Source organism: Bacillota bacterium (assembly GCA_033549065.1).
In the GTDB taxonomy this organism is placed as follows: domain Bacteria; phylum Bacillota; class Dethiobacteria; order DTU022; family DTU022; genus JAWSUE01.
This window is the reverse complement of sequence record JAWSUE010000006.1, coordinates 1-23,595: the sequence shown is the minus strand read 5'-3', so window position 1 is coordinate 23,595 and position 23,595 is coordinate 1. Positions and strand designations below refer to the sequence as shown.

Annotated in this window: 21 protein-coding genes and 2 tRNA genes; 3 read left to right on the top strand and 20 right to left on the bottom strand. The window is 43.0% G+C overall.

Translation table 11 applies throughout. The features are described 5' to 3' along the window. Positions 1-29: 29 nt before the first annotated feature. The 3 genes from SCJ97_05210 to SCJ97_05200 all read right to left on the bottom strand — a co-directional run bounded on the left by SCJ97_05210 (position 30) and on the right by SCJ97_05200 (position 1,580). Positions 30-158, bottom strand: a complete 129-nt coding sequence (locus SCJ97_05210) for a hypothetical protein (GenBank protein ID MDW7739441.1) — start codon at positions 156-158, stop codon at positions 30-32. Positions 159-226: 68 nt separating this feature from the next. Then, positions 227-1,420: an ornithine--oxo-acid transaminase gene (locus SCJ97_05205; GenBank protein MDW7739440.1), complete on the bottom strand. Its 1,194-nt coding sequence runs from the start codon at positions 1,418-1,420 to the stop codon at positions 227-229. A gap of 84 nt (positions 1,421-1,504) precedes the next feature. Then, positions 1,505-1,580 (bottom strand) — tRNA-Trp (locus SCJ97_05200). A gap of 130 nt (positions 1,581-1,710) precedes the next feature. Here SCJ97_05200 and SCJ97_05195 point away from each other — a divergent pair. Beyond that, positions 1,711-4,107: a formate C-acetyltransferase/glycerol dehydratase family glycyl radical enzyme gene (locus SCJ97_05195; protein ID MDW7739439.1), complete on the top strand. Its 2,397-nt coding sequence runs from the start codon at positions 1,711-1,713 to the stop codon at positions 4,105-4,107. After that, positions 4,104-5,060, top strand: a complete 957-nt coding sequence (locus tag SCJ97_05190) for a glycyl-radical enzyme activating protein (protein MDW7739438.1) — start codon at positions 4,104-4,106, stop codon at positions 5,058-5,060. Before SCJ97_05195 ends, SCJ97_05190 begins: the two co-directional genes overlap by 4 nt. Positions 5,061-5,072: 12 nt before the next feature. On the opposite strand, the gene SCJ97_05185 is transcribed toward SCJ97_05190, so the two are convergent. The 17 genes from SCJ97_05185 to mtnP form a co-directional block, all read right to left on the bottom strand. Next, the gene (locus SCJ97_05185) at positions 5,073-6,095 is read right to left on the bottom strand and encodes a proline racemase family protein (GenBank protein ID MDW7739437.1); all 1,023 of its coding nucleotides are present in this window, start codon (positions 6,093-6,095) and stop codon (positions 5,073-5,075) included. A 21-nt stretch (positions 6,096-6,116) separates the two neighbouring features. Beyond that, positions 6,117-7,352, bottom strand: a complete 1,236-nt coding sequence (locus SCJ97_05180) for a hypothetical protein (GenBank protein MDW7739436.1) — start codon at positions 7,350-7,352, stop codon at positions 6,117-6,119. 5 nt (positions 7,353-7,357) lie between these two features. Further along, positions 7,358-8,074, bottom strand: a complete 717-nt coding sequence (locus tag SCJ97_05175) for an ABC transporter ATP-binding protein (GenBank protein ID MDW7739435.1) — start codon at positions 8,072-8,074, stop codon at positions 7,358-7,360. Further along, positions 8,071-8,850: an ABC transporter ATP-binding protein gene (locus SCJ97_05170; GenBank protein MDW7739434.1), complete on the bottom strand. Its 780-nt coding sequence runs from the start codon at positions 8,848-8,850 to the stop codon at positions 8,071-8,073. Before SCJ97_05170 ends, SCJ97_05175 begins: the two co-directional genes overlap by 4 nt. A 12-nt stretch (positions 8,851-8,862) precedes the next feature. Beyond that, positions 8,863-9,867: a branched-chain amino acid ABC transporter permease gene (locus SCJ97_05165; GenBank protein MDW7739433.1), complete on the bottom strand. Its 1,005-nt coding sequence runs from the start codon at positions 9,865-9,867 to the stop codon at positions 8,863-8,865. A gap of 6 nt (positions 9,868-9,873) precedes the next feature. Next, positions 9,874-10,788 carry a branched-chain amino acid ABC transporter permease gene (locus SCJ97_05160; GenBank protein ID MDW7739432.1) on the bottom strand — a complete coding sequence of 305 codons (915 nt, stop codon included), beginning with the start codon at positions 10,786-10,788 and terminating at the stop codon, positions 9,874-9,876. A 69-nt stretch (positions 10,789-10,857) separates the two neighbouring features. Beyond that, entirely contained in the window at positions 10,858-12,009 is a 1,152-nt protein-coding gene (locus SCJ97_05155; GenBank protein MDW7739431.1) for a branched-chain amino acid ABC transporter substrate-binding protein, read from the bottom strand. 252 nt (positions 12,010-12,261) lie between these two features. Beyond that, positions 12,262-12,459, bottom strand: coding sequence for a sulfur carrier protein ThiS (gene thiS, locus SCJ97_05150; GenBank protein MDW7739430.1), 198 nt, complete (start codon positions 12,457-12,459; stop codon positions 12,262-12,264). A 17-nt stretch (positions 12,460-12,476) separates the two neighbouring features. After that, the gene (locus SCJ97_05145) at positions 12,477-14,636 is read right to left on the bottom strand and encodes an aldehyde ferredoxin oxidoreductase C-terminal domain-containing protein (protein MDW7739429.1); all 2,160 of its coding nucleotides are present in this window, start codon (positions 14,634-14,636) and stop codon (positions 12,477-12,479) included. After that, entirely contained in the window at positions 14,629-15,051 is a 423-nt protein-coding gene (locus SCJ97_05140) for a 4Fe-4S binding protein (protein ID MDW7739428.1), read from the bottom strand. Before SCJ97_05140 ends, SCJ97_05145 begins: the two co-directional genes overlap by 8 nt. A gap of 105 nt (positions 15,052-15,156) precedes the next feature. Next, the gene (locus SCJ97_05135) at positions 15,157-16,740 is read right to left on the bottom strand and encodes an L-serine ammonia-lyase, iron-sulfur-dependent, subunit alpha (protein MDW7739427.1); all 1,584 of its coding nucleotides are present in this window, start codon (positions 16,738-16,740) and stop codon (positions 15,157-15,159) included. A 10-nt stretch (positions 16,741-16,750) separates the two neighbouring features. Next, positions 16,751-17,716 carry an ornithine cyclodeaminase family protein gene (locus SCJ97_05130; GenBank protein ID MDW7739426.1) on the bottom strand — a complete coding sequence of 322 codons (966 nt, stop codon included), beginning with the start codon at positions 17,714-17,716 and terminating at the stop codon, positions 16,751-16,753. A gap of 46 nt (positions 17,717-17,762) precedes the next feature. Further along, positions 17,763-19,196, bottom strand: a complete 1,434-nt coding sequence (locus tag SCJ97_05125) for an RtcB family protein (GenBank protein MDW7739425.1) — start codon at positions 19,194-19,196, stop codon at positions 17,763-17,765. Positions 19,197-19,222: 26 nt separating this feature from the next. Then, the gene (gene surE / locus SCJ97_05120; GenBank protein MDW7739424.1) at positions 19,223-20,008 is read right to left on the bottom strand and encodes a 5'/3'-nucleotidase SurE; all 786 of its coding nucleotides are present in this window, start codon (positions 20,006-20,008) and stop codon (positions 19,223-19,225) included. Between the two features lie 14 nt (positions 20,009-20,022). Then, positions 20,023-21,324: an amidohydrolase gene (locus tag SCJ97_05115; protein ID MDW7739423.1), complete on the bottom strand. Its 1,302-nt coding sequence runs from the start codon at positions 21,322-21,324 to the stop codon at positions 20,023-20,025. Further along, positions 21,325-22,395 (bottom strand): S-methyl-5-thioribose-1-phosphate isomerase, encoded by a 1,071-nt coding sequence (mtnA, locus tag SCJ97_05110; GenBank protein ID MDW7739422.1) that lies wholly within the window; start codon positions 22,393-22,395, stop codon positions 21,325-21,327. Between the two features lie 3 nt (positions 22,396-22,398). After that, positions 22,399-23,196, bottom strand: coding sequence for an S-methyl-5'-thioadenosine phosphorylase (mtnP, locus tag SCJ97_05105; protein MDW7739421.1), 798 nt, complete (start codon positions 23,194-23,196; stop codon positions 22,399-22,401). 153 nt (positions 23,197-23,349) lie between these two features. Between mtnP and SCJ97_05100 the strand changes: the two genes are divergently transcribed. Next, positions 23,350-23,424 (top strand) — tRNA-Thr (locus tag SCJ97_05100). Positions 23,425-23,595: the final 171 nt, after the last annotated feature.

Sequence of the window (23,595 nt, the reverse complement as noted above, 5' to 3'; positions counted from 1 at the left end):
TCTCCGGCAAATCCCGGTCTTGCGACCTTTCAGTTACCGGTTCTTTCAGCGACCCGCATCGGAGGAATTGTTTCAACAGAATCAGTTTTACCTTCTTCCACTGAATCTATCCTCTTCTCCGGATCTGGTTTGCTGTCCAGTCTCTCGGAACCTGGCAAGATCATTATGGATCAATTAATCAGACTTGTCAATACCTTTTATAAAATTAATAATATTATAATCAATTTTAACTGGCAAAAAGCTTATGAATCGCATCGATTGCCCAGTCAAGATCTTTTTTATCTATAATCAACGGTGGGGCAAACCGAATAACATTGTCATGTGTTTCCTTGGCCAGGATTCCCATCTTCATCAGTTCTTCACAGTAGGGTCGTGCTTTTTCGGTTAATTCTACCCCCACAAATAAGCCCTTTCCTCTAATATCCATGACAACCGGGTTAGCAATATCTTTCAGTTTGCTGAGGAAGTATTTCCCGAGATCAGCTGAATTTTCAACAAGTTTTTCTTCTTTCATCACCTGCAGTGCTCTGATTGAAACTGCACAGGCCAGTGGGTTTCCGCCGAAAGTAGAACCATGTGAGCCAGGTTCAAAAACGCCAAGAATCTCTTCGTCGGCTGTAACCGCAGAAATCGGCAGCACTCCTCCTCCAAGCGCTTTGCCGAGAATGTAAACATCGGGGATCACTTTTTCCCAGTCACAGGCAAACATTTTTCCCGTTCTGCCAAAACCGGTCTGAATTTCATCGGCAACAAAAAGAACATTATTATCTTTACATAGCTTATATGCCTCTTCCAGGTAGCCTTCAGGAGGAATGATTATCCCCGCTTCACCCTGAACCGGCTCAACAAGAAAAGCGCAGGTATTATTGTTAATTGCGGCCTTCAACGCATCAATACTGCCGTATTCAATAATTTTAAAACCGGGAGAAAAAGGTCCGAAATCAGCCTTGTAAGCTTCATCGGAACTGAAAGATACAATTGTAGTTGTCCGTCCGTGAAAATTGCCTCTGCATGTAATAATCTCTGCCTTGTCGGGCGCGACCTTCTTGATCCTGTAAGCCCAGCGCCTGACCGCTTTAATTGCAGTTTCCACCGCTTCTGCACCCGTATTCATCGGTAAAACCATTTTCTTGCTGGTCAGTTCAGAAAGCATCCGGCAAAATGTACCGAGGTGGTCATTGTGAAAAGCTCTGGAAGTAACCGTTATTCGGTCAGCCTGTTCTTTTAATGCGCTGATAATTTTCGGATGACAATGTCCGAAATTCATTGCTGAATAGGCGCTGAGCATATCCATGTAACGATTGCCCTCGGGATCTTCAACCCAGACTCCCTTCCCTTTTGTCAATACAACCGGTAAAGGAAGATAATTGCGAGCGCTGTACTGTTCAGTAACTTTTAAAATCTCGCTTGTTGACGGCATGATTATCACCTCATAATTTATTTTTTGTAGAAATAAATTTAAATGAGATGCCACTTGTTGTATGCGGCATCTCACAATTTACAGTGGCAGGGGAGACAGGACTTGAACCCGCAGCCTGCGGTTTTGGAGACCGCTGCTCTGCCAGTTGAGCTACTCCCCTTTATCAGTAATCATTTTATTCTATTTACCCATCCTTGTCAACGAATCCTGTAGATAAGTTGAGATAATAGATAGCTATCGTGTATGATATAATATATGCATTAATTTGTCTCCATCTGGGAGGGGTCGCTATGCCCGAGACCGTTCAAAAACCTGCTTATTTTGAACGAGTTACACGTTTGAAAAAACGGGTGCTCGAAACAAAACCGGAAATGGACCTTGAAAATGCCCGCCTTCTAACAGAGGGTTTTATCGATGCTGAAGGTGAACCACTGGTAGTTAAAAAAGCTAAAGCCTTCCGCAACCAGTGTCTGAAGAAAACTATAAAGATCTGGGATGACGAATTAATCGTCGGCTGTTCAGGCAGCAAGATCAGGGCCGGCATACTTTGTGCCGATTCCTGCTGGTCAGTTCTCGACAAAGAACTTGAATCAATTAATTCCAGGCAGTATGATCCTTTTTTTCTACCGCCGGAGGATCGTAAAATCTTTGAAGATGAGGTTCGTCCATACTGGAAAGGGCGATCAAATTATGAAGAATGGCAGGCTCAGATTCCCGAAGATACCAGGATATTACGCGATTGTGGTGTTATATATATTGATCGTAAGGCTGTTCGCGGCTGGGGTGAAACAACAGCTGGATATACCTGGCTGATCAACGAGGGCATTACCGGCATCATTAATTATATTGAAGAAGCCCGTTCAAAGCTCGACATTACAAATCCGGGTGAATATGAAAAGGATTATTACCTTCAGGCACTGTTAATAGTTGCTGAAGGAATTATCAAGATGGCCAATCGCTATGCAGATGAAGCAGATAAATTGGCTGTTAATGAAGAAAATCCGGAGAGAAGAAAAGAACTTAGACTCATTGCCGAAACATGCAGACAGGTACCGGAGCATCCGGCCAGGACCTTCCGGGAAGCCTTACAATCGATCTATTTTTACCAGACCATGCTTTTCATGGAACAGAATGCTGCGAGCTATAATCCCGGCCGTATGGACCAATATCTATGGCCATTTTATAAAGCAGATCTTGAAGCAGGCCGGCTGACCAAGGAAGTGGCTCAGGAGCTTCTCGACTGCCTCTGGGTTAAATTCAGTGAGCCATGTTTGTTTCAGGACGCGGTTACTGCCGAGTTTGCAGCAGGTTATCCCATGTTTCAGAATGTCTGTGTTGGCGGGTTAGATGATACCGGAAAAGATGCCGTCAATGAATTATCATATATGATCCTGCAGGCCACCATGGATGTTCAGCTCTATCAGCCTTCCCTCTCGGTCCGGTATAGCGTTGCCAAGAACCCGAATAAATTTCTACGAAAAATTGTTGAATTGATCAGCCTGGGCACGGGATTTCCCGCTTTCCACAATGATGACATTGGAATCATGATGCTGATGAACAAGGGTATACCCCTCACTGAAGCTTATAACTGGAACCCCTGCGGATGTGTTGAAACCAATCTTGAGGGCAGGCTGCGTCAATTTACTGCTCTGGCTGACATTAATTTAGGCAGTATAGTTGAGTTTGCCCTACTCGACGGCCAGAACAGGAAAAGCGGCCTCTACGCTTCAAGCAGGACCGGAGATCCCCGTAATTTTAAATCTTATGATCAATTCTTAAATGCTGTCAAGAAACAGATTCAGCATACGATCCGGGCAGTAGTCGCCGGCAGCCATGTAATTGATGAGATTGGGTTGAACCGGCCTGTCCCCGCCTTATCGCTGACCTTCAGGGAATGTATCGATAAAGCCCTTGATTACTCACGGGGAGGTGCCAAATATAATACGGGAAACGGAATAATTCTGATCGGTGTTGCTGACCTTGTTAACAGTATCGCGGCTGTCAGGCATCTGGTTTATGACACTGAAGCAGTAACAATGACTGAACTGCTCGATGCTCTTGACAAGGATTATGAAGGGAAAGAAGAACTTCGAAAACTTTGCATCGCCGCTCCGAAGTTTGGGAACAATGATGATAACGTTGACCGGATTGCAGGTGAAATTTTTACATTTATTGCTGATGAAATCGAAAAATATTGCAGTAAATACGGGAAAATGACTCCCGGTATCCTTCCGGTATCCGGAAATACTCCTTTTGGATTGGAGGTTGGCGCCCTTCCATCGGGCCGCAAAGCCTGGCAGCCTCTGGCCGATGGAGTAAGCCCCAGCGGTGGAACTGATTTTAACGGGCCAACGGCAATTCTGAAATCTGTTGCCCATATTCCACACGGTCGGTTTGTCCAGGGCACTCTGCTAAACATGAAAATTGAACCGGCCATGTTAAAAACCGAAAACGGTATTGCCCAGTTGATGGCCTTACTTAAAAGCCTGTGCAGCCTCGGTGTTTACCACGTGCAGTTTAACGTTGTCGATCAGGAAACTCTGATCAAGGCTCAGAAAAATCCGGAAAAATATAAAGGCTTACTGGTCCGAGTAGCCGGTTATACTGCCTATTTCACAGAGCTGGGTAAAGATGTTCAGGATGAGATAATCGGACGGACCGTTCAACAGGGTATATCTGTGGGGTGAACCAGTTGATTTTAAACAAGAATACAACCGGTTTACTCCTGAGAGTCGAAAGATCTTCCCTCCATGACGGCCAGGGACTGAGAACCGTTGTCTTTCTTAAAGGCTGTCCGATGAACTGCGCCTGGTGTTCCACTCCTGAGTCACAGCAGTTTGAACCGGAGAAAGGCTATTCAGCAAAACTCTGCACAGCCTGCGGCCGATGTATCGACGTATGTCCGCAAAAGGCTATCGTTTATGCTAAGGATAAATCATCCGTTATTACTGATAAAACTAAATGCAGAACCTGTTTTACCTGCTTTGAAGTTTGCCCCTCAAATGCTATCAAGAAATATGGCACACAATGCAGTGTGGAAGAATTGGTCGATACAATCAGCAGGGACGAGATTTTTTACTTTTACTCCGGTGGAGGTGTAACCGTCAGCGGTGGTGAGCCTCTCGCACAGGCCGATTTTACTGCCAAGCTGCTTAAAGCCTGTAAAATGATTGGAATCAATACCGCTATTGAAACCAGTTTGCAGGCTGAATACAAAGAAATAGAAAAGCTGCTGCCCTGGCTTGATACAATATATGTTGACATTAAACATATGAATCCGGTGGAACATGAAATGTGGACTGGTATTACCAACAGGGAGATACTTCAAAATATCCGCATAATTGACCAGAGCGAATTTCCCTTGGCGATTGTAATCAGACTGCCACTTGTCCCCGGATTTAACGATGGAGAAGATAACCTTATAGAATTAGCTTCTTTTTTAAATAACCTGTCCAGGATCCGGGGACTTGAAATTCTTCCTTATCACCGCCTGGGTTCAGATACATACAGCTACCTGGAACGTGATTACAGGTGTTCCGCTATACTCCCCCCTGATCAGAACAAGCTTGAAGAAACGCAATCCTTCTTAAAAGGAATGATGCCGAACATCACTATCAAGGTCGGCAGTGGGTATCTTTAGGAAATTATTAAATCAGCGCAATATAAATCCGTATTTCAGTGGATCTTCCGGATCAATCAGCATCCGATTAATTCCGCAGATATGTGCAGAGCCGGTGACTTTAGGGATTACTGCATCATAGTCGCCAAATTTTAGCTTTTCCACAGCCTCACCTTTAAAACAGGTCCCTAATATTGATTCAACAGTAAAGGATTCTCCTACTTTTAGTTCGTTTCGGGCCAGTTGCAGTGCAGTCCTGGCGCTTACCCCTGTTCCGGTAGGACTTCGATCAACCTCTCCATCGGCAAAAATACAGACATTTCTGCTGTGATTCTCTTTTTCATAGGCTTTTCCGACAAAAATAACCCCGTAGAGAAAACTAAGATCTTCTTCGAAGGGGTGAACTACTTTTCTTCGATCCATGACAGCCTGTTTAATATTGACTCCCAGTTCTATTAATCTTCGGAATCCTTTTTCATTCAATTCCACCTCAACCTCTTCAGCCCTGACAAAGGCATAAAAAGCTCCGCCGAAAGCAATGTCATAATTAATTAAGCCCAAGCCCGGTACATCAATCTGTTGATCGAAAGCATAGACAAAAGAAGGAACATTGAGGAAAGATACTTCTGCCACTCGGCCGTTTTTCCAGTGAGGTGTTGAAATCACCCTCCCTGCCGGTGTATCAATTTTTACTTCCCTGATATCTTCAGGCAAATTCAGCATACCGGTTTCAAGGACGACCTTTGTTACTGCAATAATTCCATGACCGCACATACTGCTGTAACCTTCATTGTGTAAAAATAAAACACCGAAATGTCCATCAGGAGTTACCGGTTCAGTAACCAGGCATCCATACATGTCGGCGTGTCCTCGGGGCTCCCACATCGTAGCGGTTCGCAAATGGTCGAAATTAGACATAGCATGACGTCTTTTATCAAGAATTGTTGCCCCCTTCAGGACGGGGTAACCGCCGGTATAGATACGTAGGGGTTCACCTCCCGTATGAGCGTCAATAGCAGTGATGCTGATCCAGTCATCAGGCGGATCCCAATCCATCTTTAAAACCTCCATTATGCATTATGATTTTTTACTAAAAATCTTTTGGCAATAATACAATATTATAATAAGAGCGGTAGAAGCTGCAAATGTTGCAGTGAGCCCAACAATATTTTCCATATAATCAGGCTTAACCAAGAGGATAAAACCGAGAACAAGCATAAGGCAGCCTGCGGCAAGCTTTAGCAGACGTCCTCTCTCTTCAGTTAATTTAACTGCGCGCATCCTGATCATGGCCACGGCAAAGATGATCAGCTCAATTAGAAGGTATAAAAAGATGTATAAAACAAATAAAAGAGCAAATTGAGTAATTGAAAGGTCCATTCTACTTATTATACTGCTCCAGATAAAGGGAAAGCCTGCAGTACAGGGTATCTCAACCAAAGATATGCCAAGGGCCATGACGACTGTTGCCAGGACCATGGGGATAAAAGATTTCGTGTAGAATATATTGCGGACCTGCTTGTAAAACTTACTTTTATATGAATCCGGAATGGAAAATGATATCCCTTCTTTAAACCAGAAGAAATCTTTGATACTGACCAGGCCGAGTATGATAACAATTGCTGCAACAATATTGCGGATCCAGAAAAGTTGGCCGACAAAGATCATGATATTAAGAACACCCAGCATAAATAATCCGTAAACGGCAGCAGTAACGATCAGAAAGGTTAAACCGACCGCAAATATTCTTCTGCGCGATGCAGAATGAACAATTATGGCAAGCAGAAATGTAAGAACAAAGAGCGAGCAGGGGTTAAACCCATCAAGGGAAGCGATGATAACAGTTGTAAGAAGAATTGGCGTAGTTTCAAGGTTAATTTCACCGATCATGGGAAACCTGACAGTATTTATCTCACTTTCTTCAGATTCAGCAGAAAGTGAAGCCTCTATAGTGGCGAGAATATCATTCTGATTAACTTCAGAAAAACCTATCCAGTATCTATCGCCAAAGACTACTGTAGGGAAACCGAAAATTTCGATACCCAGTTCGTTTCTTTTTTGATCGTAAATCGCTCGTCCGTCCTGGTCATAAAATACTTCATAGATTTCAACTGTAACAGGATAGTCTTCAAATAAACCGACGTGGTCCTCTGGCTTGCTGCATACCGGACAATGGCCCCAAAAGTAATAAAGGATTTCTCCCTCACCTTCTTTTAGTGTTTCGGATGCCTCTGTTGAAGCATTCGCTGCAGTAAGTAATATAGCAAAAATAAATATTAAAAGATAATATTTAGTTCGTTCAAAATGTTGCATTTATTTTATTCACCCAGGTAAGCTTTTACAATACTTTCGTCTTGGCTAAGTATAGATGCTTCTCCCTCCATGACAATTTCACCTGTTTCAAGGACATAACCCCTGTCGGCTAGTTTCAGAGCAACCTTGGCGTTTTGCTCCACCAGCAAAATTGTTGTACCCTCATTATTTATTTGTTTGATGATATCCATAATATTTTGTACAATTATTGGGGCTAAACCCATCGATGGCTCATCAAGCATTAAAAGCTTTGGCTCCGTCATTAAGGCTCTGCCGATGGCCAGCATTTGCTGTTCTCCTCCCGACAGAAAACCGCCCATCTGTTTTTTCCTTTCGCTAAGTACGGGGAAAATTTTAAACACCTTATCTATTCTTTTTTGTCGTTCTGCATTATCTTTAAGGGTAAATGAACCTAATTCAAGATTTTCTAAGACCGACAGCTCTTTAAAAATCATTCGTCCTTCAGGAACGTGAATAAGCCCTTTTTCCACTATAGCATAAGGGTCATGACGCGTAATATCCTCGCTGAAAAAATTTACAGTTCCGGAAAATGCATGAACAAGACCCGAAATTGTTTTAAGTGTTGTACTTTTACCTGCTCCATTTGCTCCGAGCAAAGCGACTATTTCACCTTTCTTAACTTTAATATCAATGCCTCTCAGAGCGTAGATCTGACCGTATTTAGTTTCAAGTTCTTTTAATTCAAGCACTGTTTCACTCATACGGCATTCTCCTTTTCTTCCTTGCCAAGATAAGCTTCAATTACACGAGGATTATCTCGGACTTCTTTCGTGGTTCCTTCGGCTATCTTTACTCCGTAATCGATGACGAAAATATTTTCTGATATTTTCATGACTAAACCCATATCGTGTTCGATTAGAAAAATCGTAATTTTTCTTTCTTCACGAATTTTCTTCATCAAGTCGATTAATCTAGATTTTTCATCACGATTTAAGCCTGCAGCCGGTTCATCAAGCAGAAGAAGTTTAGGTTGAGTGGCCAAAGCCCTGGCCCATTCAATACGTCGTTGGTCGCCGTAAGGTAAATTTTTGGCTAGCTGGTTTTTTTTATCTAAAATTCCCACAAAGTCAAGGCACTCCTCCGCAACTTCCCGGATCATTTTCTCTTCTTTCTGCTGTTCTTTTGTTCGAAGGACAGTGGCGATAAATGCGGCATTAGTTCTACAATGCATTCCAGACATGACATTCTCGAGGACAGTCATCTGTTTAAACAATCTAAGATTCTGGAATGTGCGAGCCATGCCCATGTAAGTAATAACATGTGGCTTTTTATTAAGTAAACTTTCCCCTTTGAAAATCATATCTCCGCTGCTAGGCTTATAAAAACCGGTAAGGCAGTTAAATACACAGGTTTTGCCGGCACCGTTCGGCCCAATCAAACTTCGTATTGATCCTTCCTCAATTTCCAGTGATAAATTATTGACAGCACACAGACCGCCAAATCTTAACGTTAAGTCTTTAATTTCTAAAAGAGCCACCGCAACACCCCATTATTTTTTTGTTGATATGTATTGACGATCGGGCCATATACCCTGTGGACGATAAAGCATCAAAAGAAGAAGAACAAAGGCGAATATTATTAATCGGTATTGACCGATGTCTCTCGATATTTCAGGAAATATTGTTACAATTGCTGCACCCAAAATAACTCCCGGTATCTTCCCCATCCCGCCTAAAACGACAGCTAAAAGAAACATTACTGAATGAAGAAACATAAACGATTCTGGTGATATTGCTGTCATTTTGGCAGAGTATAATGAACCGGCAAGGGCTCCAAAAGCAGAACCGATAATGAATGCATAAAGCCTTGCTGATACAACATTAATACCCATTGCGGAAGCCGCATCTTCATCTTCCCTGATGTACTCCCAGGCTCTACCCATACGTGAATTATGTAGGCGGTATGAAGTAAATATTGCTAAAATTGCTAAAATAAAAAACATATAATAAAAATGTGTAATTTGATTTAAAACATAACCAAAAATCACAGGTCTTTCAATCCCAATTAAACCTATTGCTCCTCCAGTTATACCTATATTTCTAACTGTAAGTCTAACAATCTCACCAAAACCTAAAGTAACAATTGCAAGGTAGTCGCCTCTTAATCTTAATGTGGGGGCACCGATTGCTAACCCTGCTATAATAGCCGCCAGTATACTAACCGGTAGGGTTGCCCAAAAATTTATTCCATATACAGCACTTAAAATGCCTGTTGTATAAGCTCCAACCGCAATAAATGCAGCATAACCGAGATGAAGAAGCCCGGCAAAACCGACAATAATATTCAATCCGAGACATACAGTGATGTAGAAGAAAAGGTTGGACATAACTTCTTGAGTAAATCTACTTGAAGTTTGAGGCAAAATTATCAGGAAGGATATTATAATAAAAAAGGTAAAATAGCGTAAAACATTGTTGTCAAACAAATTATAAATTTGATCGATCACTGCCGGATACTTTTTTGGTGAATGTGACGACTTTTTCATCTCTGCCATTAAGCATTACATCCTTTCACTCTCAACACGCCCAAGTATACCGGTAGGCTTGAAGATTAGAAATAAAATTAAAAATACGAATGAAAAAACATCTTTCCAAACTGTGCCAACAAAGGGAATCTGGGTAGCAAATGCCTCTAGAAGCCCCAAGAGTAATCCTCCGAGCATGGCACCCGGTATAATGCCTATACCTCCAATAACCGCTGCTGTAAAGGCTTTTAAACCGATTAAAAATCCCATGAAGAAGTGGATTGTTCCATAATAAACTCCTGCCATAATACCTGCAGCCGCTGCAAGTGATGATCCAACAAAAAAAGTAATAGCAATAATTTTGTATACATTGATTCCCATCAGCTGGCAGGTATCCCTATCAAGTGCTATTGCACGCATTGCCTTTCCGTACATTGTACGTGTAATAAACATATGCATTAAAAACATTAAGGCAAGAGCAGCAACTAATAAAACAATACGGGTTTCTGTTAAACGCAGTGGTCCAATAAAAAAGCTTTCATGAGTTAAACCGGTACGAAAAGGCCTTGCCTGGCCCTGTGTTATCAGTAGCATGCTATTATAGATGATCATTGAAACAGCAAGAGCAGTGATTAATATTGATAGTCGAGGAGCTTTAAGCATAGGGCGGTAGGCAACTCTTTGAATTGTGACTCCAAAAAGGCCAACAAAGACCATGGTAATCAACAATGCGGCAATTATACCCAGCCATGCGTTACCAAAGGCTGGTGACAATAATCCGAGAGCCACCATTCCTGTAAATGCCCCAAACATGTAAATATCACCATGGGCGAAATTCAGAAGTTTAATAATTCCATAAACCATTGAATAACCGATAGCAACCAGACCATAAAACGAACCAATCAATAACCCGTTGAAAAGCTGCTGTGCAAAAATTTCCCAGAAAGACATTTATTCACCCCATCATTATGAAGCGCAGGCCTGATAGATCCAGGCCTGCGCTTCTCTATGTCCTTAGGTTTATTCAGCGAATGTCCATTTTCCATCTTCCACAACAAGGATTACGAAGTTGCTTCTTCCTAATGTATTCTTTTCTGTAAACATTACCTCGCCGGAAATTCCCTGGAATCCATCTGTAGCAGCAAGGGCATCCTTGATGGCGGTATCATCAAATGAACCTGCACGTTCGATGGCATCAGCCAAGAGGTACATGGCATCGTAGGTAAGGCCTGAGTATGCACCAGGATCTGAGTTAAACATTTCTTTATAATTGGTAACAAATTCTGCTGCAGCCGGGTTTAGGTCAGCAAATGGTGGGGCTGTACAAAATACTCCATCGGCATAAGGGCCCGCAAGTTCTATAAATGCCGGTGCACTCGATCCGTCGGCTACGATAATTATGCCTTCATACCCTGCCTCGCGGAGCTGACGTACAATTAGAGCTCCCTCAGCGTGATATGCGGTCCAGTAGATACCATCCGGATTGGCAGACATAATTGTTGTTACAAGAGCAGAAAAATCCTGCTCTCCAGTCGTAACGGTATCATCGGTCAGAACAATTTTTCCTTTTGCTTCCCACTGTTGTTTGGTCAGCATTTTCAGGTCAGTGGCAAATGCACTTCCATCGTCGATTAGACCGATAGTTTCAACTCCTTGCTTTTCAAACCAGCCAATTGCATTTTCTGCCTGCATATCACCAGTACTGTTAATCATGAAAGTCCAACCCGGGTTTTCTTCGACAAGACTGGTTGCATTTGCTGCAGCTACGACGAGTGGAATTCCAGCATCACCGTATATCTTTAGGGTTGGCAGTGTGGCGCCGGAACAGTATCCGCCGACAACACCAACAACTTCTTCAGAAACAAGCTTACTTGCAGCTGCTGTTGCTTTAGCGGGATCGCATTCATCATCACCAGTTGTTGTGACAACTGTGTGACCTAAAATTCCCCCGGCGGCATTGATTTCATTAACCGCCAGTTTAACAGCATTTTCCATGTCAATTCCATTCTCAGAATATGCACCTGTTACTGGAACCATTATACCGATCAAGATGGTACCCTCTTCTTCACCCGGACCCTCATCATCCGGGCCGGTTGTATCCTGACCGCAGCCAAAGATACCAAAGGCAAACAAAACCAAAACGAGCATTATAATCCATTGTTTCTTAATCAAATCAAATGACCTCCCCTAAAAGTAAATTTCAACGCAATAATGATTTGAATTCTTCAACTAACCTTTTTCTCAAGAATTGATCTATATTGCCCGTATCCCCTCCCTGCATAATTAACTAAAAACTAAATCCTTTCGAATACGACATACAATCCTATTATACTTAATAGTCTTACCTTATTCACGAGTTTTTTAATTCGCTATCCAACCAGACTTTCCTTTAAACTGAAAATACTAAATATTCTTATCTTATAATCACCCACCGGCAATAAGATGGTGAGCCTGAACAACTGCATTGTCAGGTATAATAAACTCCGACCATTCTTCTGCTTTAACCGGTTGTCCGTTCACCTTGACAAGGATCATTGGGTAGGTATAATTCATCTCACTGAGCAGCTTTTCAACGGTCAGATTATCACGCCAATCCATTTTTCTGCCGTTAACTTCAATCATTTAAATTCTCCTTTGTCTTATAGATGATCCTTGACAACTTCCACTACTTCCGGCAGATCCATGCCTATTTCTTTTAAGTGCTCTAAGGTAGGCACACCATTATTGGTCCATCCTCTTCTTTTGTAAACCACATCGATCAGTGTTTCATAACGGTTTTCGCGATATTTGCGCATTTCTTTTACTTTTTCTGCTGTTGTCATCCCGGATGGATTAATCCCTACATCTTCCTTGAGCTGTTTATCATATCGTTCCACCCTGGACTCGTATTCTTCTTCCGTAACAGGACCAAGAGCCCGGTATGGAGCGGCATCATGTTCCCTGGTTCCATATCCCATCCTCAGATTGAAGACTCTCTGGAAGTTATATACTCTTTCTGACTGGCGGATCAGCTCATCCTTATCAATTTTAACTCCGGTAACCCCGTAGAATAGATCTACGTAGTTTTGAACATGTTCGGGTATTTTTTCAGGACTTTCTGTCATCGCATTTCCTTCCGGAATGATATCATTCCAGGGAAGCTTACAGAGACCCTGCAGACCAAACCATGTTCTGAACATTGGAAAATAATGAAGTGCTTCCGCTTTTTTTTCAAAAGTGGGAAGCTGGTTATTAACCATATCCATGAAAATCAACCAGGCTTCATCATGCTGTGGTCCCTTGTTGGTCAAAGCATAGCCGCCCTGCTGGGCAAGCGATTCCTTGGCCTGATACTGGGAATATTCAAGCCCCTTGTTTTCCATACCGATATCCTGTAAAAAGGCAGGATCGGCGCCATATTCTTCAGAAAATATCTTTTTCATCCGCCGGACGCCCTGTCCGGCTACTTTTCCAAAGCCGCGGCCCTGGCCCATCTGGTGAAGCAACTCCATCGCTGCATCAGCATTACCAAAGCTCAACTCGAGCCCGCCTGTTATCTCCTTGTTAATGATTCCATTTTCATAACACTCCATGGCAAAGGCGATTATTGTTCCGGTTGAAATAGTGTCGATTCCGTATGTATCACAGTAGAAGTTAGCCTCAATTACGTAATCCGGATCAAAAATACCGCAGTTTGAACCAAGACCGGCAGCATTTTCATATTCAGGCCCGTCTACCAGCACTTTTTCGCCTTTAAACGGTCCAGTTTTAAGTTGGTAATTATCCACTGCCTTGCAGCAGGAGAGAGCACAGCCAACCCAGCAGCCATCAGGCATATTTTGAGTAAATCTACTGCGAAGAACCTCGGATGAAATTTTTACTGCATCGGGGTGGGAACCATATTTGAAATTGTGTACAGGAAGTAAGTCGTAATCATTCATTGGTGTCATTAAGTTGGCCGTACCTATTTGCCTCATCCTGAACTGTTGATCATCGAATTTATTTATCTCCCGGGTGATTTTAACACCCGTTTTGGCAATTATTTCAGGATAAGCAGGGTTATTGCTTTTTCCACTGAGGCTCGAATATTTTACTACAAGCGCTGCTAATTTCTTATCCCTGAAAACAGTCCCGATCCCACCACGTCCTGCCTGCTTCATTCTGGCAACCTTTCGTCGTAAGTCATAAAAGGAGAAATTAAGAATTCCCACTTTTGTATGCTCTCCGCCGATTCCCGATGAAACAACAGAAATATTTTTCTTATCACGCTCATTTTCTGCGAACAACTCTGTAAGCTGCTCGCTTACAAGATGGCTTGCACCCGGGTCAATTTCTATTTCTTCAATGGTAACCTTTCCCGAATCTCCATCAATAACTACGACAACATTTTTTTCAGCCTTACCCTGTATTTCAAGAGCATCCCATCCGGAAAACTTCATAAATGGACCGAAAAAGCCGCCCACATTGCTGTCAATAACAAGATTGGTAAGCGGTGAAAGTGTAACAACCAGAGATTTACCCGAACCGGGGTACTGGGTAATACCACCAATCGGTCCCGGAGATATAACTATTTCATTTTCCGGGTCGCTCCATTTTGTTTTCGGAGTTACTGCATTCCATAGATACCAGAGGCCGAAACCCTTTCCTCCGATAAATTTATCTTTCATCTGCTGAGTAACATCTTTCGGTTTAACCGACAAATCAGAAAGATTGACATAGAGTGTTTTACCGGAATACCCTTTCTCTACAGTTGCCGGTTCATAGTTAAACTCGGCAAGCACCTTTCTGGAATCACGTATTTTATCCAGATTATCAGACATTACGAGTCGCCTCCTTATAGGGGATTTCCACTTCTTCCATGAAAATTGCTTCGGTGGGACATTCTTTCGTGCAGCGGGCGCAGGATATACATTTGAAAGGCTCGGTCAGCGATTCGTGCCAGAACATTGTCTGTGTGGGACATACCCCCACACAGTTGAAGCAGCCGACACAGAGTTTTTTATTTAAGATTACCACCCCGCTCTTCGCTCTGGATAAAGCCAACACCGGGCATACATCAATGCAGACTCCACACTGGTTGCAAACTTTAATGGCAACCCCTGGATCTTCGCCGATCTCTTCAACCTGAATGGATGATTTTTCTCGGTTATCCTCTTTGAAATAATACGATGAACAGGTTGTTTCACAGGCGCCGCAGAGAGTACATAACTCTTCATTCTTTTCTACAATTTTCAAAAATTCCACCTCCAAAATATATAAATTGTTCAATTAATGTCTTTTTATGGAATTTAGCCTGGGTGTAAGATATTATTGCCATCACAGCCTATATTATATCATAATTCACTTACCTAAATGCTTGTGAATTGCTTGAGCTGTTCTAGTTATTGACAGCCCCGCTTTTCCGGTACAGCAGAGTTCCGGGGGAAGCAGTCGGCCGACCTGATCAAGCGCCTCAATTGATTCATCCAATGGAATTACTTTGTCGAATCCGGCCAGAGACATATTCGCAGCGGCTACAGCATTCAAGGCAGCCAGGATATTTTTACCGAGACAGGGTACTTCCACCCTGTCTGCAACAGGATCGCAGGCCAAACCCAGAATACTCTGCAGGGCAAGAGCCGCCGCATCCATAGCCTGTTTCGGGCTGCCACCGGTCATTTGAACCAGGGCTGCAGCACTCATTGCTGATGCTGATCCGCACTCAGCCTGGCATCCACATTCTTCTGCGGCAAAGGTACTCTTCCAGGCAATTAGCACCCCGATTATTCCGGCAGCCAGAACTGCCCGGGCAAGATTTTGATCAGATATTTCAAGTTCCTCTGCTGTTGTTATCAGCGCACCCGGAAGAACTCCACAGGAACCAGCTGTAGGAGCGGCTACTATCGTTCCCATGGCACTTTTAACTTCCATAACTGCCGTGGAATAAGCAATGATCTTTTTCAGGTAGGCACCTCCAAGCAGAGGCTGGCCGCTTTTTAGGATATTAGCTGCCTGGGCACCTAAAATTCTGTTATCGTATTTAGTGCCCGAAAGGCCTTCGACAACAGAATTTTTCATAACCCGAGCCAGGTTTTCAGCGAACTGTATAACATCGTCTTCAGTTATACTCCCTCTTGCGCTTTCATATTGTACAGCGATTTTCCATAGTGGCTGATCATTTTTCTCCATAATTTTATATAGCTTATCGGCATCCGGATAAAGAAAATAATCGTTTACAATTGAACGAACCGGCATAACAGGATCCAGTTCAACAGTCTTCCCGGGTAAATTCAAATCTTGCCGTAATTTCGAAATTGAATTTAATACTCCTGGAGGCAATTTATCAGCAGTCTCCAATATAAATAGTTCCGATAAAGGATCACTGGCATGGTGCAATTTAAACTTACCGGGAATCAAAGACTCTATTGTGTCAGTAAAATTGTTAAGCTTTGTTAGATCTGAATCGCTGATAAAAAATAAAGTTACAAAATTATCTCCTTTTATCGAAAACTCAAAGTTGTTGATTCTCAGCAGTTCGATCATACCCCCTCCGGTTGACAAAAAAAGAAATTCTGTTGAAAGATTATCTTTATCAACAACTCTTATCCGGTATGTATTGGGGTGTTTTGCCTGATAATCAACAATTTGAAACTTCAAATCAATACCTAGAGTTTTAACTTTGTTAAGGGAGTTGACCAGGTTTTTTTCATCGGTATTCAAACCGAGCAGTCCGGCGGCAATACCGATATCAGTCCCCTGACCATGATAGGTAGTGGCCAGTGAACCTGAAGGTGTAAACTCTACTATACATGATTTAATTTCGCCACTGACATATTGGTTAATGATCCGGCCGATTCTGACCGATGCCGCTGTATGAGAGCTTGACGGGCCCCGCATAACAGGTCCGATAACGTCATTGAATATACTTGGCGGTAGCTTGTTCATGTATCTACTCCTAGCGAATTATATTCTGTCCAATCCCTTTTTCCAGCGCCTTCCGGTAAATCAGTTCTGCAACAGTAATATCAAATAAAGCCATTCCGACCGACTTGAAAAGTGTGGTTTCATTTTGTGGATAATTGTTTCTTTTTGATTCCAGGTATTCGTTAAAAGGAACAATCTGATCCCTGCTGATCCAATCTTTCTTCAAGGGGGTGATCAAATCTCCTGATTCTTCAAGGCCGTGTACCGTGTCGATAAATACATTTTTCACCAGCGAATAGAGTGATTCCGGGAATTCACGCATCTGTGGTTTATACGAGCCGATTCCGATATAGCTTTTTCCGGCCAGTAGTTGAGGATCATCGGGAAGCACCGGGGTTTCCGAGGGAGTGGCGGTTATAACTATATCCGCAAACTGCAGAATCTCTTCCGGCCCTTCTGCGACTCTTGCATCAAGATGGGGCAATACTTCTTCCAGCATTTTTAATGTTTTCTCCCTTTTCTCACCGTTAGAGTCATAAAGCAATATATTTTTTATCGGCCTGGCCTGGCTGGCAAACAGTACCTGGTGGTATCCCTGGACACCGGCACCAATCAGACCCAGATTTTTGGCATTTTTCGGTGCAGTATGTCTTATACCTACTCCCCCGACCGCTCCGGTTCGCATCGCTGTTAATTTCGCTCCATCGAATATAGCTAAAATCGTGCCGGTTAGCAGATCATTTAGCAGGACAACACCTTCAATTACCGGTTTCCCCTGGGCTGCATTACCGGGGAATAGGGTTAAAATCTTGGTCCCGAATGCCTTTTCGATAAAGCAGGGCATGTAAAGTATAGTATTCTCTCCCTGGTTTACATACATTCGGGGAGGCATGTAATAATCTTTACTGCCCTCTATCTTGTATGCTTCTTCGATAACATCCATAATTTCATCGTAACCGGCTGCCCCGGTTATATCTTTTTCGTTAAGATAAAGCATCAATTACCCACCCTCAATGTTTCAGTTTTGATCATTAAAATTATTACTAACTGTCTCCGCCTTCTCCCTTGATAACTGCAATCGGCAGTAAGCGGGCAATCTTGCGGCTTAAACCGACCTCCACAAACGTTTCCACCACGGCATCGATGTTTTTGTAAGCCTGGGGAGCTTCATCCAGGTATGCCCTATAACTACGTCCGGATACGATAACTTCACCCAGGCGGTCTTTTAACTGTTCGACCGAGATATTTTTTTTAGCCGCCGTTCTTGACATTACCCTTCCAGCACCATGGTTGACTGAATTATAAATTACGTCTACACCCTGCTCGGCGGTAATGATATAGGAAGCGCTGCCCATACTGCCCGGAATCAGTACCGGATGTCCTGTAAAACGGTACTTTTCTGGGTTTGACGGATGATTGGCCGGTAAAGCCCTGGTAGCCCCTTTTCGGTGAACCAGCATATTTTTCCCTTTAATAGATTCGAACCGTGCTGTATTGTGCGCCACATCATAAAGAAGGCTTAGATCATAGTCGTGATCAGAGCCTCCCAGGTACCCGGCAAAGGCCTTGCGAATATCGTCGGCAATCCACTGTCGGTTACAGAAGGCAAAATTAATTGCACAGGCCATCGCCGAGAGATACTTTTCACCTTCCTTTGATTTAATCGGAACGGATGCAAGGCCAGGCGAAGGTATCTGAATGCTATAGCGGGGGGCGGCTTTTTTCATAATTGCCGTGTAATCGGTGCAGATCTGGTGCCCGAAGCCGCGGCTCCCGGTATGGATCAGTATGGTTAGAAGTCCTTCTTTCAAACCGAATATATCTGCTGTTGCTTTATCGAAAACCTGATCAATGTAACCGATTTCAATAAAATGATTACCCCCGCCGATTGTTGAAAGCTGCAATCCCCTGTTAATTGCTTCACTGCTCACTGTCCTGATATCCGCGCCTTCAATGTAACCTCTTTCTTCAATACTTTCGAGATCTTCAGATCTTCCAAAACCTAATTCGATTAGCCATGGAACCCCTTTTTCGATCAGTGATTTAAAGTTTTTCTGAATCATTCCGGCATGCTTGCTTTTTTGGCCGATCCCGCTTGGAACGCGATCTTCTATCCTTTTAATTAATGTTTTAAGCTGTTTCTGATTAAGTTCACGTGTAGACAGGTTTGTTTTAAGAAGCCTGACCCCACAGTTTATATCCATCCCAACAGCTCCGGCCGAAACAAGGCCATCCTCAGCATCCATGGCCATAACGCCCCCGATGGGTAACCCGAATCCGGTATGGATATCAGGCATACCGATAACCGGATCGAGAACACCATTTAAAGATGCCGCATCCACCAACTGCTGCAAAGATTGATCTTCTGAAAATGAATGGTAAAGTTCACTGTTCAGGTAGACGAGTACATTTGCCCGCATGTTGCCCTGCCGTTTAATTTTAAAACAATTTTTTCCCGCAGGTTCTAAGTTATACAACTTCAAATCTCCTCACAGGCATCATTTTAGATCTCACTCAGGATCTTATTAAAAAGTGGCATTGCTTCCTTGTTGGTTAGTTGAAAATGAACCGGTGTTACTGAAATATAACCTTCCCGGATAGCCTTTGTATCGCTGTCAGCATCCTCCGGATCGTCATCGACCAGTTCGCCGGCAAGCCAGTAGTATATCATGCCTCTCGGATCAAGACGTTTATCAAATGTATTACGATACCGTCTGTTACCCAGGCTTGTTATCCTTGTACCCTTAATACCATCTGTATCAACAGGAACATTTATATTAAGCAGGGTTGCTGCAGGAAATTCATTTTCCAACAACCTGGGAATTATTTTACAGATGTAGCGGGCAGCGAATATATAATCTTCGCTTTTGCCCCGATCAGTCAGTGAAATTGCAATTGATGGTATACCCATGATCAGGCCTTCAACGGCTGCGGATACAGTCCCGGAATATAGGACATCTGTCCCAAGATTACTGCCCCTGTTGATTCCTGATATCACCAGGTCAGGCTTTTCATCGAGAATTGCTTCAATCGCCAGTTTGACACAATCAGAGGGTGTTCCATTCACCGACCACCCGGAAAGCTCAGCATTATGAATAAAGTTGACCTTGTCTACACGGAGCGGACGGTGCATTGTAATTCCATGTCCAACAGCGCTCCGTTCCCGATCCGGAGCAATTATTGAAAGACGGGTATTGCAATCATTCTCATAAAGTATTTGGCTTAGATACTGGATACCTTCGGCAAATATACCATCATCATTGGTTATTAAAATATGCATATTTTTCATGGCTAATTACTACTTTATCTCCCTTCTAACAACCGTCTGGCACATCGTGACGCTTCAAACCTGATTTTTTCTTCATCAAGGGTTTTCAGCGTTCTATTTTCCATCAGGATTCTGCCGTCTACTATGACTAGATCAACATCTGCAGCAGCTGAAGAGTAAACGAGATTCGCCATAGGGTTATTCATTGGCGTCCAATGCGGAAGGTCGGTTTTTAGACCAATCAGATCTGCTTTAAAACCTTCTTTTATTACTCCTGTAGAGGGTAATCCCAATACTTCTGCGCCCATTGATGTAGCCATTTTAAGAGCAGTTTCCGCATTAATCCTGGTTGGATCCATGAACAGTCCTTTTTCCAGGAGAGCCGCAAAACGGATCTCTTCTATCATATCTAGATTATTGTTACTGGCAGTACCGTCAGTTCCTATACCGACTTTTAGTCCTTTTGAGAGCATTTTAGATACAGGCGCTATGCCGCTTCCAAGCTTCAGGTTGCTGCCCGGGTTATGAGCAATTCCTACGTCTTTTTCAGCCATCAGTTCTATATCTTCATCCGTTAAATGAACACAATGCGCGGCAATAGTCTTGCAGTCAAATAGACCGGTATCATAAAGCAATTTAGGTGGGGTTAATCCATAATCTTTAATACAATCATCGACCTCTTTTTTAGTTTCTGAAACATGGATCTGCAGAGGCCGGTTATATTTTTCTGCCATAGTTATTACTTTTTTCAGAAATTCGGGTGGACATGTATAGGGCGCATGGGGACCCAGCGATACGTTGATTCTTCCATTACCTCTACCGTGCCAATCTCTAATAAAACCTTCTGTTTCTTCAAGCCCTTCCTGCGCGCTGCTGCCCAACCCGATCAACCCCCTGGAAAGCATGGCCCTTATTCCACTTTCTTCTGTTGCTTCTGCAACACGATCCATAAAGAAATACATATCTGTAAATGTAGTGGTTCCGCTCTTAATCATCTCAGCGATACCGAGCAGTGTGCCCCAGTAGACATCATTACTTTCCAGTAATTCTTCCGCCGGCCATATTTTATTTTCCAGCCATTCCTGAAGAGGAAGATCATCTGCATAGCTGCGAAAGAGGGTCATTGCTGTATGTCCATGGGTGTTGATCAACCCGGGAATTATAATCAGATTTTTGCCGTCAATAACCTTTACTGAATGTTCAGTTTCAATTGAATTTGGATGCTCGGTTATGGCATGAATATATTCTTTTTCGATCAGAATATCACCCCTGAAAAATGCTGGTCTGTCCGGATCAAGGGTTATGATTACAGCTTCTTTTACTGCAATTATTGACATCTAGCTTGTGCCCTCCTCTTTAAAGAGATTTTTGATTTTTCCAAGATCCGGGTCACGGATTACTCCCTTTTCAGTTATTATTGCTGTAATCAATTCTGCCGGCGTTACATCAAAAGCCGGATTTAATATACCCATCTTTTCCGGAGTGATCCTGTATTCTCCAATTTTGGTTACTTCGTCGTCTGATCGCTCTTCAATTACAATGTGATTTCCATCGGGTATATTCAGATCAATCGTCGATAATGGGGCGGCAACATAAAAAGGTATTTGGTGATAATTTGCAAGCACCGCCAGAGAGTAAGTTCCTATTTTATTCGCCGTATCACCATTTGCAGCAATGCGATCTGCTCCGACTATAATGGCATCGATCATTTTTCTTGACATAAGATAACCGGCGCTATTATCTGTAATCAGCACCGCCGGTATATCTAATTGAAGCATTTCAAAAGCGGTTATCCGGGCTCCCTGAAGAAGCGGTCTTGTTTCATCAACATAAACTTTAATAACCTTACCTTCATCGAAAGCCGTCCTGATTACTCCAACAGCCGTACCGTATCCTCCTGTTGCCAGGGCTCCGGCATTGCAGTGGGTTAGAAGCGAAGAACCTTTTTTTATAAGCGTTGAGCCATGCTTTCCGATCAAATAATTGTTTTCAATATCTTCAGAGTGAATTCGCTCTGCTTCAGCAACAAATGCGGTAAATATCTGATCCGGAGTTGCTTTTGAGTTTTCTTCCAACAACCTGATCAGACAATCTACAGCCCAGGTCAGGTTAACTGCAGTCGGCCTGGAAAATCGCAACTTTTCTGCAATCTCTTTAATATATTTACGCGTATTTTCAGAATTATAACCGGCATCAAGAGTCTCGCGGGCAGCTATAGCCATTCCGTAAGCAGCAGCGATTCCGATAGCCGGTGCTCCCCGGACGGTCATATCCTTGATAGATTCAATAACTTCATCAGAGGAACAGCATTTACGGTATACGGCTTCCAGGGGAAGCCTGCGTTGATCAAGCAAATGAAGGCAGCCGTCACTCCAGAACATTGTTAAAATATCATCTTTCTTTTTCATAAGCTACCATTCCTTGGGCCAGTATTTACCTGATTCACTACACCTGCAGCTGTGTCCCGGCTTAATTTGTTCGATAGATGAAGCAATTAATTGATCAAGAACCGGTTTACCTCTCTCCATTTCTTCCAGAACTTCCTCATGAGTCAGCGGAGAAGACGAAATGCCGGCCGCATAATTTGTCGGGAGCGCTATCGTGGCGTAACAGAGGCCTGCTTCCCGTGCTAAAACAACTTCCGGGACATTGGTCATACCAACCAGATCTCCTCCCCAACTCTTCATCATTTTGATCTCAGCCGGGGTTTCGAATCGCGGACCCTCGGCACAAACATAGCAAGCGCCATCAACTAGTTTTTCTTTCAGGATTGATCCGGCTCTCATTATCGCCTCTCTTACTTCATAGCAATATGGTTCAGAAAAATCTGTATGTACAACCAGTCCATTATCACCTTCATAAAAAGTAAGCGGCCTGTTTTTTGTATAATCAATAAACTGATCAATTACAACCCTGCTTCCGGGAGGCATATCCTCCCTCAGGGTACCTACAGCGGCAGTGGAAATTATCGCATTTACGCCAAGTTTTTTCAAAGCTGCTATATTGGCCCTGTAATTTACAAGGTGGGGCGGTACTGAATGCCCGCCGCCGTGACGGGCCAGAAAATAAACTGTCTTATCTTTATAAGAGCCTTCACTCATCGCAACTGAACCAAACCTGGTTTCAACGGATATTTCATGCTCGCCTTCCAACAGGGACTGGTTATATACTCCGGTCCCTCCAATTATCGCTACTTTTACTCCAGGCATACCCTGTCCTCCTGTAAGATTATTTCTGAAATATTGATACTTTATTACTATAAAATCTTCGAGAGATCTTCAGTAAATTCCTCCTGATGTTCTGTTGACGTATTTTAACAAATAAGCTATACTGATAATGCTTTTTCTGGAGGTCAATATGCTGCCGACGTAGCTCAACGGTAGAGCAGCTGATTTGTAATCAGCAGGTTGGGGGTTCGATTCCCTTCGTCGGCTCCAGATTTTAAGGGGTTTTCGGGGACTGGTTAAAATAACCAGTTTCTTTTTGTGTGCGGATAGTGTGCGGATTTATGAAAGTGTGCCAAAAAGCAAACTTCCAATTTTATCAGATGCAGCTTTCTGCATATCGGGTAATACATGGGAGTATGTGTCAAGTGTTAAGGTTACGCT

What these genes read in the sequence shown, in the direction of transcription:
- SCJ97_05165 (MDW7739433.1), bottom strand. Translation starts at nt 9,867, where the DNA reads ATGGCAGAGATGAAAAAGTCGTCACATTCACCAAAAAAGTATCCGGCA.
- SCJ97_05195 (MDW7739439.1), top strand. Translation starts at nt 1,711, where the DNA reads ATGCCCGAGACCGTTCAAAAACCTGCTTATTTTGAACGAGTTACACGT.
- SCJ97_05205 (MDW7739440.1), bottom strand. Translation starts at nt 1,420, where the DNA reads ATGCCGTCAACAAGCGAGATTTTAAAAGTTACTGAACAGTACAGCGCT.
- SCJ97_05180 (MDW7739436.1), bottom strand. Translation starts at nt 7,352, where the DNA reads ATGCAACATTTTGAACGAACTAAATATTATCTTTTAATATTTATTTTT.
- thiS (MDW7739430.1), bottom strand. Translation starts at nt 12,459, where the DNA reads ATGATTGAAGTTAACGGCAGAAAAATGGATTGGCGTGATAATCTGACC.
- mtnA (MDW7739422.1), bottom strand. Translation starts at nt 22,395, where the DNA reads ATGAAAAAGAAAGATGATATTTTAACAATGTTCTGGAGTGACGGCTGC.
- surE (MDW7739424.1), bottom strand. Translation starts at nt 20,008, where the DNA reads ATGAAAAATATGCATATTTTAATAACCAATGATGATGGTATATTTGCC.
- SCJ97_05145 (MDW7739429.1), bottom strand. Translation starts at nt 14,636, where the DNA reads ATGTCTGATAATCTGGATAAAATACGTGATTCCAGAAAGGTGCTTGCC.
- SCJ97_05160 (MDW7739432.1), bottom strand. Translation starts at nt 10,788, where the DNA reads ATGTCTTTCTGGGAAATTTTTGCACAGCAGCTTTTCAACGGGTTATTG.
- SCJ97_05130 (MDW7739426.1), bottom strand. Translation starts at nt 17,716, where the DNA reads ATGCTTTATCTTAACGAAAAAGATATAACCGGGGCAGCCGGTTACGAT.
- SCJ97_05115 (MDW7739423.1), bottom strand. Translation starts at nt 21,324, where the DNA reads ATGTCAATAATTGCAGTAAAAGAAGCTGTAATCATAACCCTTGATCCG.
- SCJ97_05135 (MDW7739427.1), bottom strand. Translation starts at nt 16,740, where the DNA reads ATGAACAAGCTACCGCCAAGTATATTCAATGACGTTATCGGACCTGTT.
- SCJ97_05185 (MDW7739437.1), bottom strand. Translation starts at nt 6,095, where the DNA reads ATGGATTGGGATCCGCCTGATGACTGGATCAGCATCACTGCTATTGAC.
- mtnP (MDW7739421.1), bottom strand. Translation starts at nt 23,196, where the DNA reads ATGCCTGGAGTAAAAGTAGCGATAATTGGAGGGACCGGAGTATATAAC.
- SCJ97_05175 (MDW7739435.1), bottom strand. Translation starts at nt 8,074, where the DNA reads ATGAGTGAAACAGTGCTTGAATTAAAAGAACTTGAAACTAAATACGGT.